This window comes from Rhodanobacter soli, assembly GCF_039523495.1.
Lineage (GTDB): Bacteria > Pseudomonadota > Gammaproteobacteria > Xanthomonadales > Rhodanobacteraceae > Rhodanobacter > Rhodanobacter soli.
The window spans coordinates 2,016,361-2,030,908 of record NZ_BAAAFK010000001.1 but is presented as its reverse complement, the minus strand read 5'-3'; the positions used below and the strand labels follow the sequence as shown (position 1 = coordinate 2,030,908).

12 protein-coding genes and 4 tRNA genes are annotated in these 14,548 nt (G+C 64.4%); 8 read left to right on the top strand and 8 right to left on the bottom strand.

The genetic code is table 11. The features are described 5' to 3' along the window. The first annotated feature begins 59 nt into the window (after positions 1-59). Positions 60-1,961: a SurA N-terminal domain-containing protein gene (locus ABD024_RS09190; RefSeq protein WP_343851846.1), complete on the top strand. Its 1,902-nt coding sequence runs from the start codon at positions 60-62 to the stop codon at positions 1,959-1,961. 91 nt (positions 1,962-2,052) lie between these two features. Here ABD024_RS09190 and ABD024_RS09185 read toward each other — a convergent pair whose 3' ends face one another. The 3 genes from ABD024_RS09185 to gloB all read right to left on the bottom strand — a co-directional run bounded on the left by ABD024_RS09185 (position 2,053) and on the right by gloB (position 4,894). Next, complete coding sequence (locus tag ABD024_RS09185) at positions 2,053-2,835, bottom strand: enoyl-ACP reductase FabI (protein WP_343851844.1); 783 nt, start codon at positions 2,833-2,835, stop codon at positions 2,053-2,055. Between the two features lie 98 nt (positions 2,836-2,933). Beyond that, positions 2,934-3,926, bottom strand: coding sequence for a transglycosylase SLT domain-containing protein (locus tag ABD024_RS09180; protein WP_343851841.1), 993 nt, complete (start codon positions 3,924-3,926; stop codon positions 2,934-2,936). 203 nt (positions 3,927-4,129) lie between these two features. After that, positions 4,130-4,894: a hydroxyacylglutathione hydrolase gene (gene gloB, locus ABD024_RS09175; protein WP_343851839.1), complete on the bottom strand. Its 765-nt coding sequence runs from the start codon at positions 4,892-4,894 to the stop codon at positions 4,130-4,132. A 250-nt stretch (positions 4,895-5,144) separates the two neighbouring features. Here gloB and ABD024_RS09170 point away from each other — a divergent pair, with 250 nt between their 5' ends. The 3 genes from ABD024_RS09170 to dnaQ are packed head-to-tail and all read left to right on the top strand — an operon-like array spanning position 5,145 to position 7,007. Further along, on the top strand, positions 5,145-5,831 hold the full coding sequence (locus ABD024_RS09170) for a methyltransferase domain-containing protein (protein WP_343851837.1): 687 nt from the start codon (positions 5,145-5,147) through the stop codon (positions 5,829-5,831). Positions 5,832-5,856: 25 nt separating this feature from the next. Beyond that, positions 5,857-6,300, top strand: coding sequence for a ribonuclease HI (gene rnhA, locus ABD024_RS09165; RefSeq protein WP_343851835.1), 444 nt, complete (start codon positions 5,857-5,859; stop codon positions 6,298-6,300). Further along, positions 6,297-7,007 carry a DNA polymerase III subunit epsilon gene (gene dnaQ / locus ABD024_RS09160; protein WP_343851833.1) on the top strand — a complete coding sequence of 237 codons (711 nt, stop codon included), beginning with the start codon at positions 6,297-6,299 and terminating at the stop codon, positions 7,005-7,007. The genes rnhA and dnaQ overlap by 4 nt, the downstream gene beginning before the upstream one ends. Positions 7,008-7,216: 209 nt before the next feature. Here the strand turns inward: dnaQ and ABD024_RS09155 are convergent. Next, positions 7,217-7,306, bottom strand: a tRNA-Ser gene (locus ABD024_RS09155). 111 nt (positions 7,307-7,417) lie between these two features. Here ABD024_RS09155 and ABD024_RS09150 point away from each other — a divergent pair. After that, positions 7,418-8,119, top strand: coding sequence for a PP2C family protein-serine/threonine phosphatase (locus tag ABD024_RS09150; protein WP_343851831.1), 702 nt, complete (start codon positions 7,418-7,420; stop codon positions 8,117-8,119). A 77-nt stretch (positions 8,120-8,196) separates the two neighbouring features. On the opposite strand, the gene ppsA is transcribed toward ABD024_RS09150, so the two are convergent. Then, positions 8,197-10,569, bottom strand: a complete 2,373-nt coding sequence (gene ppsA, locus ABD024_RS09145; RefSeq protein ID WP_343851829.1) for a phosphoenolpyruvate synthase — start codon at positions 10,567-10,569, stop codon at positions 8,197-8,199. A 219-nt stretch (positions 10,570-10,788) separates the two neighbouring features. On the opposite strand from ppsA, the gene ppsR reads away from it, so the two are divergent. Together ppsR and ABD024_RS09135 are read left to right on the top strand one after the other, a co-directional pair. After that, the gene (gene ppsR / locus ABD024_RS09140; RefSeq protein WP_343851827.1) at positions 10,789-11,604 is read left to right on the top strand and encodes a posphoenolpyruvate synthetase regulatory kinase/phosphorylase PpsR; all 816 of its coding nucleotides are present in this window, start codon (positions 10,789-10,791) and stop codon (positions 11,602-11,604) included. Positions 11,605-11,631: 27 nt separating this feature from the next. Beyond that, the gene (locus ABD024_RS09135) at positions 11,632-12,120 is read left to right on the top strand and encodes a DUF1249 domain-containing protein (RefSeq protein ID WP_343851825.1); all 489 of its coding nucleotides are present in this window, start codon (positions 11,632-11,634) and stop codon (positions 12,118-12,120) included. Positions 12,121-12,291: 171 nt separating this feature from the next. Here the strand turns inward: ABD024_RS09135 and ABD024_RS09130 are convergent. The 3 genes from ABD024_RS09130 to ABD024_RS09120 form a co-directional block, all read right to left on the bottom strand. Next, positions 12,292-12,368: transfer RNA gene (locus tag ABD024_RS09130), tRNA-Asp, on the bottom strand. Positions 12,369-12,404: 36 nt separating this feature from the next. Beyond that, positions 12,405-12,480, bottom strand: a tRNA-Glu gene (locus ABD024_RS09125). Positions 12,481-12,489: 9 nt separating this feature from the next. After that, positions 12,490-12,565, bottom strand: a tRNA-Ala gene (locus tag ABD024_RS09120). A gap of 170 nt (positions 12,566-12,735) precedes the next feature. On the opposite strand from ABD024_RS09120, the gene ABD024_RS09115 reads away from it, so the two are divergent. Then, positions 12,736-14,502, top strand: coding sequence for a cation:proton antiporter (locus tag ABD024_RS09115; RefSeq protein ID WP_343851823.1), 1,767 nt, complete (start codon positions 12,736-12,738; stop codon positions 14,500-14,502). Positions 14,503-14,548 lie beyond the last annotated feature (46 nt).

Sequence of the window (14,548 nt, the reverse complement as noted above, 5' to 3'; positions counted from 1 at the left end):
CCTGACCCTCCGCGCGCCACGCGCCTAGTGCGCCCTCACCATCTTGCGGGAAGATCTCAATGCTGCTGGCAATGCGTAACAAGATGCACGGATGGCCGTCCATCATCCTTCTTGGCGTTTGCGTTTTCGCGATGTCACTGTTCGGCATGGAGAGTTACTTCATGTCGCGCGACGATGTCTTCGTGGCGAAGGTCGGCAAGCACGAAATCGACCAGCGCGCCTTCCAGGATCGGGTGAACCAGTTGCGGCAGCAGGCAGCCGAGCAACAGGGGGAGCACTTCGATTCCAGTGTTTTCGAGAAGAACGAGACGAAGCTGCGCATCCTGGACGGGATGGTCGACGAGCAGCTGCTGCTCCAGGCCAACGCGGACTGGGGCCTGCGGGTGTCGGACCTGGCGATGCGCGACTACATCTCGTCGATCCCTGCCTTCCAGGTCAATGGCCAGTTCGATGGAACCAGCTACCGTGCGTGGCTCACCAGCCAGTACAAGACGCCGGAGATGTTCGAGAACGAGATCCGTTCGTCGTTGGCCATCCAGTTGCTGCCCTCGGCGATCGAGGACACCACCATCGCCAGCGATGCCCAGCTCGATCGTTTCCTGAAACTGCTGACCCAGCGCCGCGACCTGCGCTACTTCCAGTTGCCGCGTCCCACGCTGGACAACAACGCGGTCAGCGATGCCGAGATTGAAGCCTGGTACAAGGCGCACCAGGCCAACTACATGAACCCCGAGCAGGTTTCGGTGAAGTATATCGAGGTTGTCGGCGCCGACCTGCCGCTGGCCGCCGAACCGAGCGACGACGAGTTGCGGAAGCGCTATGCGAGCGAGAAACAGCGCTTCGTACAACCGGAGCAACGGCTGGTTTCGCATATCCTGATCAACGTGGCGGCCAACGCCACGCCGGAGCAACAAAAGGCGGCCCTGGCCAAGGCCGAGAAGATCGCGGCGGAAGCCAATCCCGGTGACTTCGCCAAGCTGGCCGAACAGGACTCGCAGGACCTGGGCTCCCGTCGCTTGGGTGGCGAGCTGGGCTGGCTGGAAAAGGGCGTGACCAACGAGGCTTTTGATTCGGCCCTGTTCGCGATGCAGAAAGGCCAGATCTCCAAGCCGGTGCTGTCGTCGGACGGCTACCACATCATCTGGTTGCGTGATATCCGCAGTGGCGAATCCAAGCCGTTCGAGGAAGTGCGCGACCAACTGGTCAAGGAAACGACGACGGCCGATCGCGACCGCACCTACAACGAAGTTGCTGGCAAGATGTCCGACAGCACCTATCAGAATCCGACTTCGCTGGAGCCGGCTTCGGTTGCGTTGAAGCTGCCGATCAAGACCACGCCGCTGTTTTCGCGTGAAGGCGGCGAAGGCATGGCCGCGAACCCCAAGCTGGTCGCCGCAGCGTTCAGTGACGACGTGCTGGTTCAGGGCAACAATTCCGGCCTGGTCGATCTGGGCAACAATCATTCGGCGGTGATCCATATCGACCAGCATGTGCCGGCGGTCGCCAAGCCGCTCGCGGAAGTTCGGGCCGACGTGCAGCAGAAGATCCTCGACGAGCGCGCCGCTGTCGTCGAGAAGAAGCAGGCCGATGAGGCACTGGCGCGTCTGCGCAAGGGCGAGGCGATGGAGGACGTGGCGAAGTCGCTGGGTGCCAGCGTCACCAGCGTGAACGAGGCAGTCCGGCAGGCGCAGATTCCGGCGCCGCTGCTGACCCAGGCGTTCCTGTTGCCGCATCCGGTGGCGGACAAGCCGCAGTTTGCCGCCGTGGACATGCTGGATGGCACCTATGCACTGCTGGCCGTGGACAGGGTGCAGGACGGCGACTTGTCCAAGGTGTTGCCGGAACAGCGTGAATCGCTGCGCCAGCAGATGGCCCAGGCCTATGGCTATGAAGCAACGCGCGAGCTGATCGACCAGCTCAAGGCAAAGGCCGAGATCAAGATCAACCAGCAACGGTTGTAAGTGCTGGCTGCCTGGCGCAGCCGGCATCACGAAAGAAGGGGCGGCCGGCGGTCGCTCCTTTTCGTTTGTGGCCAACGGACTGGTCGGACGGTCAGACGCCGGCGATGCCCAGGATGTTGTAACCGGCATCAACATGGGTGACTTCGCCGGTGATGCCCGAGGCCAGGTCGGAACACAGGAAGGCGCCGACGTTGCCGACTTCGTCGATGGTGACGCTGCGGCGTAGCGGTGCATTCGCGTTGACGTGGTCGAGCAACCTACGGAAGTCGGCGATGCCGGCGGCGGCCAAGGTCCTGATCGGGCCGGCCGAGATCGCGTTGACGCGGGTTCCTTCCGGGCCGAGGTCGAATGCCAGGTAGCGCACGTTCGCTTCCAGGCTGGCCGGACCCATCACGCCGTAGCTGGATAGCGCGCGCTCGGCACCGAGATGGCTCACGGTGAGAATCGCACCGTTGCGGCCGGCCATCATCGGACGTGCAGCCCTGGCCAATGCGGCCAGGCTGTAGCTGGAGATGGCGTGCGCGATGGCGAAGTTCTCGCGGGTCGGACCGTCGAGGTACGAACCCTGGATGGTTTCGCGCGGCGCGAAGCCGACCGAATGCACGAGGATGTCGAAGCCGTCGTTCCTCCAGTGCCGGGCGAGTTCGACGAAAAGGTCGTCGATCTGCGCGTCTTCGGCAACGTCGCATGGCAACACGATGTTCGACCCGAAGCTGTTGGCTGCTTCGTCGACCCGGTCCTTCAGTCGCTGGTTCTGACAGGTGAAGGCGAGCTGTGCACCCTCGCGGTACATCGCATTGGCGATGCCCCACGCGATCGAGCGTTGGTTGGTAATGCCGACGATCAGGGCACGCTTGCCGTGCAGGAATCCCATGCGCCCTCCCGAGGATGAGCCATGCGGGCGATGCAACGAGGAGGCCGGGCGGACAGGTCGGCCCCTGCGGCAAGACTATGGCTGTTTGCGCGTCGGGTCTAGTTCGGTGCGCTTACCATCAGCGCCTGGCCGGGCTTCAGCGCGTGGCCGCCCAGACGGTTCCAGCGCTGCAATTGGCTGACGTTGACCGAGTAATTGCGGGCGATCTGCCACAGGCTTTCGCCGCGCTTCACGATGTGGGTCTTCCGCGCCACCTTCTCGCCTGGTGCCGAGCCGACCGTTGCGGCGCCCACGCCGTCCAGGAGGCCGTCGCCATGGGTGCTGCTGGCGTGTGCCAGCAGGGCATCGCGGAACTGGCGGGCATGCCCGGCGGGCAGGATCAGGTACGACGCAGCGCTGGCGTCGATCATGTTGCTGCGAAACGCCGGGTTGAGATGTTTCAGTGCCTCGACCGACATCCCGGCATGGTTGGCCGCCCGCGCGATCGGCATCGAATGGTATATCTCGGTCTGTACCAGGTGCTGCTCGCTCGGCAGCGTGGGCAGGCTGACATTGAAGCGCGCCGGTTCGCGCACCACGCAAGCGATCGCCAGCAGCTTGGTCAGGTGTTCGCGCGTCACCTTGCGCACAGGCCAGTGGGGAATGGCCGGCTGATCCGCCGGCATGCCATGTGTCCGGATGATTTTGCGTATGGTGAACTCACCGGCGTTGTAAGCGTAGTCGGCCACCCGCCAGTCGCGGAACTGGTCGTGATACTGCTCAAGCAGTTTCATCACGGCATTGGTGGCGGCGGGACCATCGAGACGGCCGTCGTAGTGGCCGTCGACACGCAACCCCATGGCACCGGCAGTCATCGGCATGATCTGCCACATGCCGGCCGGCCGGTGCTTGCGAGCGAGCACCGGCCGGAAATGGCTTTCCACCCAGGGCAGCAGCACGAATTCGCCTGCGACGTCGTAGCGGTCGGCCACCTGTTGCACATAGACCAGGTGCGGTAATACGGCCTGCAGCTGGCTTTCGAACTGCTGTGGGTGGCGTGTATATCGCTTGGCCCAGGCCAGCACCGCGGGGTCGGCGTCACAACCCGGCATGGCAAAGCTGCTGCGCAGCCGATCCCAGACGTCGGTTCCTGGCGATGGTGCGGGTGGTTTGCTGGTCGGTGGAGCGGTCTCGGGTGCGGCAATGGTTGCCGGCGAGGTTTCACCGCTCGGTCGCTGCGCTGTCTGTGAGGGCACCCCGGCACAGGCAGCCAGCGCGAGCGACAGGAGCAACGGCAGGAGTCGAGTGTACTGCCTCATCCGCGGAACCCATCCTTGGCGCTGCGCACGGCAGCGAAACGGGCGACCCGGTCGTTGCCGGCCCCGTGCTGCCGGCACCATGCGACGACGGCATCGGTGTCGGTTCGCAGGAACGGGTTGGTCGCCAACTCGCGGGCGAGCGGTACCGGCAAGGTGGGCTGGAGGCGTTCACGCAGTGCGGCGACTTCCTGCAGCCGTTGCTGCAATTCGGAATTGGCCGGCTCGATGGTGTGCGCAAAACGGCCGTTCGCTTCGGTGTACTCATGCCCGCCGCAAACCAGGGTTTCTCTAGGCAACTGCGACAGGCGATCCAGCGAGGCGAGCATCTGCGCCGGTGTTCCCTCGAACAGGCGGCCGCAGCCCAGGCTGAACAAGGTGTCGCCGCACAACAGCAGGCCGGCCCCGACGTAGGCGACGTGGCTGAGCGTATGGCCCGGAATCGCGATCACCTCGAAGCGCACGGCCGGTGCGGCCAGTTCGACCCGGTCACCGTCGCGCACACGTTCGGTGGCCTCGTCGATGCGTTCGTCGACGGGTGCATGGACCGGCACGCCGTGACGTGCGCGCAAGGCCGCCACGCCGCCGATGTGATCGTGATGGTGATGGGTCAGCAGGATCGCGCGCAGCCGCAGCCGGCGCGCAGCCAGCGCCTGTTCGACGACAGCGGCATCACCCGGATCGACCACGATGGCGTTGCCGTCATCGTCATGCAGCAGCCAGATGTAGTTGTCGGCCAACGCCGGTAACGGTATGAGGTGCACGATGGGCTCCGCTGCGTTTGAGGAATATCCGGCGGGCCGGTGTTTTCCCTGTGGAACGACAGACGCAACCATCCGGGGCGCGCATGAGGCGGTCGACTATAAATTGACGCTGCTGCCTACTCGTTAGCAGAACGTTAACCAGTCGGGGGACTGTTCAGCAGCGTGCGGCAGTTCCGCCTCGCTTGCGACCTGCTGCCGGATGTCGTCAGCTATTACACTCTGGGTCTACATGAAAGACCGGGCCGGCTGCATGCAACAACGCGATGACGACATCTACGCCAGTGCGCCGCTGCGCCGCTTGCTGGATGAGCAGACGCGCGCGCTGAAGCCGGAGCTACAACGGTGTTTTGGTACCCATGCGCTACTGTTGGGCGCGTCCCTCGACGATGCGCCACCGGCATTGCCGATGCTTGGCTGCTGGACCACGTTGCACCTGGAGAACGGTCGTTACCTGGGCGACTTGCAGGCAGCGGCGGATGAACCACTGCCATTCATTGACGATGCGTTTGAGCTGGTGTTGTTGCGGCATGCGCTGGAAGTGGCGCCGCTGCCAGCGGCCCTGCTCGACGAAGCCATCCGCGTGCTGGCGCCCGGCGGCGTGCTTGCATTGACCGGCGTGCACCCGTTCGGCGGTTGGTCGCCCTGGTTCTACTGGCGTGTGCGCGGCAAGTCGCCGGCACTGCAGATGCCATGGCGGCTCCGGCGTCAACTCGAGCTGGCCGGACTGGTGATCGAGCAGGTGCAGCGGGTCGGCAATGTGTGGCCCGGCCCGACTGCGACGAGGCCAACCCTTGCCGGCGCCTTCGGTGGTGGCTACGTGCTGGTTGCGCGCAAGCGACGGCGCCTGGCCACGCCGCTGCGGCTCAGGCCGGCGCCGGTGCACGTGCCGGCGAACGGTCGACTGTCGCCGGGTACCCGGCGCAGTTCGGCCCTGTGATTTTCGATGGAATACGTGAGCAACGATGAGCGAAGTGGATGCATTTACCGACGGGGCCTGCCTGGGCAACCCAGGTCCGGGCGGCTGGGCCGCCCTGCTGCGGGCGAAGGGCAGCGAACGCATGGTGGCTGGCGGTGAGCCGGCCACCACCAACAACCGGATGGAGCTGATGGCGGCGATCGGTGCACTGGAGGCGTTGAAACGGCCGTGCCAGGTGACCCTCACCACCGACTCGCGCTACGTGATGCAGGGCATCGAGCAGTGGATGCCGAAGTGGCGCGCGAACGGCTGGCGCACCGCGGACAAGAAGCCGGTCAAGAACCAGGACCTGTGGCAGCGTCTGTCCGATGCGGTCAGCGCCCATCAGGTGCGCTGGAAGTGGGTGAAAGGCCACAACGGCCATATTGAGAACGAGCGGGTCGACCAAGCCGCGCGCGAACAGGCGGAGCTGATGAAGGGCAGGGCATGAGGCAGATCGTTCTCGATACCGAAACCACCGGCCTGGAAGTGCGCCAGGGCCATCGACTGGTGGAAATCGCCTGCGTCGAGTTGGTCGAGCGCCGGCTTACCGGTCGGCACTACCAGACCTATCTGAATCCGGATCGGGCGATCGACGAAGGCGCCCGGCTGGTCACCGGTATCGAGGACGAGTTCCTGCTCGACAAGCCGCATTTTGCCGAGGTGGTGGATGAGTTCCTGACTTTCATCGATGGTGCGGAACTGGTCATCCACAACGCCAGTTTCGACATCGGCTTCCTCGATGCCGAACTGGCCCGGCTGGGCAATGATGCGGGCCGGATCGGCGACCGTTGCAGCGTGCTGGATACCCTGGCGATGGCGCGCGAGCGCTACCCCGGTCAGCGCAACAGTCTCGACGCCCTGTGCAAACGGCTTGGCGTGGACAACTCGCGACGCGGCCTGCATGGCGGTTTGATCGACGCCCAACTGCTGGCCGACGTTTATCTGGCGATGACCTCGGGGCAGGTGGCGTTCGACCTCGGCTTCGAGGGTGCCGGCGAGCAGCGCGACGTGGTGGTGACGGCACCGGTGGTGTTGCATGCGCGGCCACGCGTGTTGCCGGCGTCGGCAGACGAGTTGTCGCAACATGAGGCGCGGCTGGATGCGTTGGACAAGAGCAGTGGGGATGGGCAGAGCGTGTGGCGACGGTTGGGGTGAGCTTTGGTGGTGCGGTGCGCAGCATCCACGGCCACGGGTGGGATTGTTCGGCCCATCCTTGGGCCGAACCCCTCCGCGCTTTGCGCTGCGGGGCCAGCCTGCGGCTGTCCAAATTCGCTCCCGGCGAATTTGTCGAACCGGGTGGGCTCTCATCCCCGCCGTCACCACTAGAAAAGCAAAACGCCCCACACGGGGGCGTTTTGCTTTTCTGGCGGAGAGGGTGGGATTCGAACCCACGGTACGCTTACACGTACGCCTGATTTCGAGTCAGGTACATTCGACCACTCTGCCACCTCTCCGGTGTAGTGCATGGTGGCGCATGCGAGCCGGGAATCATACGCGAGCGAACTTGCCGTGACAACAACCGGGTCTTCCGGCATGCTGCAACGGCTCGCATCAACTGAAAGCCCATGATCGAATTCGGACACGGAACGCATGTCGGCCTGCGCCGCACGCGCAATGAGGACACTTACTACGCCGATGCCTCGCTTGGCCTGTTCCTGGTGGCCGACGGCATGGGCGGGCATCAGCATGGCGAGGTGGCGTCGGCGCTGGTGCGCGACGTGGTGGTCGACCTGGTCGGCCAGGGACACAGTCTGATCGAGGCGGTACATGGCGCCGCCGAGCGGCTGCTTGCGCATACCCGGCACAGCTTCGACGTGTTGCCGATGGGCACGACCATCGCCGTGCTGCGGGTCATCGGCGACAGCTACGAGGTCGCCTGGGTCGGCGACAGCCGGATCTACCTGTGGAGGAAGGAGTTGCGGCAAATCAGCCACGACCACTCGCTGGTGCAGGCGCTGGTCGAGGCCGGCCAGCTTGACCCGGCGCAGGCTGCCCAGCATCCGCAGCGCAACGTGCTGACCCAGGCACTGGGAGTGACCGCCATCGAGCAACTGCATATCGGCATGGCGCGTGGTCAGGTGGAATCGGGTATGGGCTTCCTGCTGTGCAGCGACGGCTTGACCGAAGGCGTCAGCGACACCTCGATCGCGCGCACGATGGCGCGCACCGACCTGGCCGCCCAGGAGTGCGTGGATCTGCTGCTGCTGAGCGCACTCGACAGTGGCGGCGACGACAACATCACGGTACTGATCGTGCGTTTCAGCTGAATCCGGCCAAGCGCCGCTGATCACCAGAAGAGCCGGAATCATCCGGCCTTTTGGTGATCAGCGGCGTGTTCGGCGGCTCAGCCGGCCTTCTTCTTCGCCAGCCGCAACCAGGTGTCGACGACCGTATCCGGATTCAGCGAGAGCGACTCGATGCCCTGTTCCATCAGCCATTCGGCCAGGTCGGGGTGGTCGCTGGGGCCCTGGCCGCAGATGCCGATGTACTTGCCCTTGGCGCGGGCGGTCTTGATCGCCATCGCCAGCAACTTCTTCACCGCCGGGTCGCGTTCGTCGAACAGGCTGGCGACGATGCTGGAGTCGCGGTCGAGGCCCAGGGTGAGCTGGGTGAGGTCGTTCGAGCCGATCGAGAAGCCGTCGAAGATGTCGAGGAACTCGTCGGCGAGCAGGGCGTTCGACGGCACCTCGCACATCATGATGACCTTGAGGTCGTGCTCGCCCTGCTTGAGGCCGTTCTTCGCCAGCACCTCGATCACCTTGCGGCCTTCGCCCAGGGTGCGCACGAACGGGATCATCACCCATACGTTGGAGAGGCCCATCACTTCGCGCACGCGCTTGACCGCCTCGCACTCCAGAGCGAACGCCTCGGCGAAGCTCGGGTCGACGTAACGGCTGGCGCCACGGAAACCGATCATCGGGTTCTCTTCGTGCGGCTCGTAGCGCGAGCCGCCGAGCAGGCCGGCGTATTCGTTCGACTTGAAGTCCGACAGGCGCACGATCACCGGCTTCGGGTAGACCGAGGCGGCGATGGTGGCGATGCCTTCGGCGAGGCGATCGACGTAGAACTCGACCGGCCCGGCGTAGCCGGCGATGCGCGCGTCGATCTTTGCCTTCGTTTCGGCGTCCTGCGTGGCGTATTCCAGCAGTGCCTTCGGATGCACGCCGATGTGGCTGGCGATGATCATTTCCAGTCGGGCCAGGCCGATGCCGGCGTTCGGCAGCATGCCGAAATCGAACGCACGTTCCGGGTTGGCCACGTTCATCATGATCTTCAGCGGCGCTTCCGGCATGGCGCCGAGGTCGGCGGTGATCCGCTCGAATTTCAGGATGCCTTCGTAGATCGTGCCGGTATCGCCTTCGGCGCAGGACACGGTGACGTCGGCGCCGTCGGGAATCAGTTCCAGCGCGTTGCCGGTGCCGACCACCGCCGGCACGCCCAGCTCGCGCGCGATGATCGCCGCGTGGCAGGTGCGACCGCCGCGGTTGGTGACGATCGCCGAGGCGCGCTTCATCACCGGCTCCCAATCGGGGTCGGTCATGTCGGCGATCAGCACGTCGCCGACCTGCACCTTGTTCATGTCGCTCAGCGAACGGATTACGCGCGCCTTGCCGGCGCCGATCTTCTGACCGATCGAACGGCCTTCGGCCAGCACCTTGCCCTTCTCGCTGAGGTGGAAGCGCTCGAGTTGGGTCGCGTGCGAACGCGACTTCACCGTTTCCGGGCGCGCCTGCACGATGTACAGCTTGCCGGTGTGGCCGTCCTTCGCCCACTCGATGTCCATCGGCCGGTCGTAATGCTTTTCGATGATCAGCGACTGGCGGGCGAGTTCCTGCACATCTTCATCGCTGATGCAGAATTTGTTGCGCAGTTCGACCGGGGTGTCCTCGGTCCTGACCCGTTCGCTCGGCGCACTGGAATAAACCATGCGCAGCTGCTTGGCACCGAGATTGCGACGCAGGACGGCCGGCTTGCCGTCGCTCAGGGTCGGCTTGAACACATAGAACTCGTCCGGATTCACCGCGCCCTGCACGACCATCTCGCCGAGGCCGTACGAGCCGGTGACGAACACCACGTCGCGGAAGCCCGATTCGGTGTCCAGCGTGAACAGCACGCCGGCGGCGCCCACGTCCGAGCGCACCATCAGCTGCACGCCGGCGGAGAGGAACACGTCCTCGTGCTTGAAGCCCTGGTGGACTCGATAAGCAATGGCTCGATCGTTGTACAGCGAGGCGAAGACTTCCTTCACCTTGTGCAGCACGTCGTCGATGCCGACCACGTTGAGGAAGGTTTCCTGCTGGCCGGCGAACGAGGCGTCGGGCAGATCCTCGGCGGTTGCAGAGGAACGAACCGCGACCGCAATGTCGTCGGCGCCGGCATCCTTGCACAGCTTGATGTAGGCCGCGCGGATCGCCTGTTCGAGCTCGGCGGGTAGGGCGGTGTCGACGATCCAGCCGCGGATCTCCTTGCCGGCGGCTACCAGGGTGTCGACGTCGTCGACATCGAGTGTGGCCAGCCGATCCTGGATGCGCTTGGCCAGGCCGCTTCTTTCCAGGTACTGCTGGAACGCGCTGGCCGTGGTCGCGAAGCCGCCGGGTACGGAGACGCCAAGCTTGGCGAGGTTGCCGATCATTTCGCCGAGGGAGGCATTCTTGCCGCCGACCTTGCCCAGGTCGGTCATGCGCAGTTGGTCGAGCCAAAGCACCAAGTCGTTCAAGGGTGTCTCCTTAGAAAGCTTTGCAGGTAAGTGGAATGGGCGCGGCACGAAGGCCCGGAGCGGGTTGCAAAGAACTGGTATTGTCCGCTGCGGATGGTGCACAGCACAAGAAGACCAGTGCCGAGAGATGTCATTCCAACGGCATACCAGTCGGCTGGCGGTGGATTTCATGCTTGCGCTAAGGTGCAGACAAGTGCCTCCCCGCGATCAGGACCCTTTATGCAGCGAACGGTTTTTTTCATCTCCGACTCCACTGGTATCACCGCGGAGACGATCGGCAACAGCATCCTGGCGCAGTTCGAAGGCGTGAAGTTCGACAAGCACCGGTTGCCGTTCACCGACAACGCGCACAAGGCGGAAACCGCTGCGCTGCGGATCAAGACCAAGTACGCGCAAAGCGGGCAGCGGCCGATCGTGGTCAACACCATGGCCGACCGCGCGCTGTGCGATATCGTGGCCGCCAGCGGCGCGTTGATGCTGGATGTGTTCGCGCCGTTCATCGGCCCGCTGGAGGACGAACTGAGGACCAAGCGTTCCGGTGCGGTCAACCGTTCGCACGGCCTGGTCGATTTCGACAAGTACGAGGCGCGCATCAATGCAACCAACTATGCGCTCTCGCATGACGACGGCATCGACGTGAACTACGCCGAGGCCGACCTGATCCTGGTCGGCGTGTCGCGTTCCGGCAAGACGCCGACCTGCCTCTACATGGCCTTGCATTACGGCGTCAGTGCCGCCAACTATCCGCTGACCGACGAAGACCTCGAGAAGCTCGAGCTGCCGGCACGCCTGCGGCCGTACCGGGATCGACTGTACGGACTGACCATCGACCCGCTGCGGCTGGCGCAGATCCGCGAACAGCGCCGCGCCGGCAGCCGCTACGCCACCTTGCAGCAGTGCCGCTGGGAACTGGAACAGGCCGACCGGTTGATGCGCCAGGCCAACATTCCCAGCCTCAACACCACGCACGTGTCGATCGAGGAAATCGCCAGCAAGATCTTCGACCGCTTCGGCATCGAGCGGACCATGTTCTGATTGCCACCAGGAGTCTGCGAGCCCGCCATGAGCGCCGTACTGGACAACCGCAACAGCCTGCTGCCTGGACGCTTCGAGTTCCTGATGGGGTTGTATGCGGAAAACTACCACCGGCTGACGCGACTGTTTGCGCCGCAGCAGCTGGCGCCGGGCCGGTATGTTTCCGACGTGGGCGATGGGCTCGACGTGCATCTGCATGTGCAGGAATGCCATCCATACACGCTGGAACTGGAACTCACCTACGATTTCGTCGACGCGCATACCGGCCAGCGCGCGCCGTCGGCGCAGTTGCGCATGTATACCGATGCGCATGTGGCGGAGGCCTTGCACTGCCATCCCGGCCGGCACCTGTGGCAGGTGCTGGGACCGTTCTCGCCGGCACACACCGTGTTCCAGCATCGCCTGCGCATGAACGGATTCCTGTCGCGCTGGCTGGAGTACCTGGCCGAGCAGGGGCATTCCATCGGCACGCTGGAACCGCAAACAGGACAATCAGAAAGCGGCGGCCTCGTTTGAAAGTGCGGCCAGAGATGGCCGCCTTTTAACTTTCCCGCGCTCAGGGATGAGCGCACAAGTACAGCAAGTGCAGCCATGGATGGCTGCTTCTTGATCTTTGCGCACATGGATGAGCGCACAAATACACGACAGCAAAAAGCCCGCGCAAGGCGGGCTTTCTACTTGATAGAGTGGCGGAGTGGACGGGACTCGAACCCGCGACCTCCGGCGTGACAGGCCAGCATTCTAACCAACTGAACTACCACTCCGCATTTGCAACAGCTTCCAGCTTCTGCGAGCCAACTTGGCGTCCCCACGGGGATTCGAACCCCGGTCGCCACCGTGAAAGGGTGATGTCCTAGGCCTCTAGACGATGGGGACGGATTAAGTTGGTGGAGCCAGGCGGGATCGAACCGCCGACCTCCTGCATGCCATGCAGGCGCTCTCCCAGCTGAGCTATGGCCCCGCCGCTGGAAGCCGAGAAGAATAGGTGCGGGCCACATATCCGTCAAGCTTTTTTTCAGCATCCCGGCCTAAAGAATCGTCCGTCGTCCATCGCCTCGTTCGACGGCCGGCCGAGTACCGCCGTGCTTCGTTTAAGCTGCAGCGACTCGCGTCGTTTTGAAGAATTGACGAATGCACGAAATCGGATTCATTCGTGACCTTGCCGTGGTGATGATCGTGGCGGGCGCCACCACGATCCTGTTTCAGCGGATGCGGCAGCCGGTGCTGCTGGGCTACATCCTGGCCGGCGTGCTGATCGGGCCGCACACGCCTGGGATGCTGGTCGGCGATCCGCGCGCGATCGATGACATCTCCAATCTCGGCGTGGTGTTGCTGATGTTCACGCTGGGCCTTGAATTCAGCGTGCGCAAGCTGCGCGAGGTCGGCATCGGCGTGCTGGCCGCGGCCGTGGCCGAAGTCGGGCTGATGCTGTGGATCGGCTACGGCATCGGCGGCCTGTTCGGCTGGACCGGCATGGACGCGCTCTTTCTTGGCGCGATCATCTCGCTCTCGTCCACGATGGTGGCCACCCGCATGCTGGCGGAGAGCGGGCAGCGACAGCAACCGTTTGCCCAGTTGGTGGTGGGGTTGCTGGTGGCCGAGGACATGCTGGCCATCGTCATGCTGACCTTGCTCACGGCAGTGGCGATCGGCGGCTCGGTGCAGGCGGAGACCGCGTTCGCGCTGGTTGGCCACCTGGGCCTGTTCGTGATCGTCGGGATGATCCTCGGCCTGCTGCTGTTGCCGCGGCTGGTGGATTACGTGGCCGGTTTCGATCGCGACGAAACGTTGCTGGTCAGCGTGCTCGGCATCTGTTTCGGTGCCAGCCTGTTCGCGGCCTGGATGGGTTTCAGCGTGGCGCTGGGCGCCTTCCTGGCAGGCGCGGTGGTGGCCGAGTCGCGCAGCGTGGGCCGTGTGCTGCACCTGGTGGAACCGTTGCGCGACATGTTCGCGGCGCTGTTCTTCGTGGCGATCGGTCTGAAGATCGATCCGGCGATGTTGCTGCAGTACGCACTGCCGGCGCTGCTCATCGCGGCGGTCGTCATCGTCGGCAAGACGCTGGCGTGCAGCCTGGGTATCTTCGTTGTCGGGCACGATGCGCGCACGGCGCTGCGTTCGGGGCTGGGCATGGCGCAGATCGGCGAGTTCTCCTTCGTGATCGCCACGCTCGGGCTTTCGCTTGGCGTGATCAGCGATTTCATCTATCCGATAGCGGTGGCGGTCTCGGTACTGTGCATGGCCGCATCGTCCTATCTGAATCGTTCGGCCGACGGGTTGGCGAATGGCCTGCGTCGAGTGACGCCGCGCTCACTGAGGTTGCTGGCGACTAGCTACAGCGGCTGGCTGGAAAATCTCAAGCCGGTCAACGAAAACGCAGCGATAGCCGCCATGTTCCGGCGCCTGCTGTGGCATATCGGGATCAACGTTCTGCTGGTGGTGGCGCTGTTCGTCATTGGTGCCTACATCAATGCGCACAACTGGAGCTGGTTCTCGATGCTCGGCATCGATCGGGACCTGCGCCATACGCTGATCTGGGCGGGTGCGCTGTTCCTGTCCCTGCCGATGCTGATCGCGGTCTACCGCAAGGCCGAGGCGTTGGGCATGTTGCTGGCGGAGATCGGCATACGCGAGCGGTTTGCCGGTTCGTATACCCAGGCCATCCGCAACGTGCTGGCCAGGGTCATCCCGCTGGCGACGCTGCTGGCGCTGGCGTTGCTGGTGAGTGGGCTCAGTTCGGCGATTCTGCCGCCACGCGGTATCGCGCTGTCCCTGGTCGTGCTGGGCGTGGTGCTGGCGGTGGTGTTGTGGCGCGGCCTGGTGAAGATGCATGCGCGTCTGCAGGCGGCGCTCAAGGAGACCCTGGAGAAGCCGGGCCCTTCCGGGGGCGGCGCGGGCTGATAGGCGGGGCCGGCCGGGAGTGGCGTGAACCTTTATCCCGACTGAC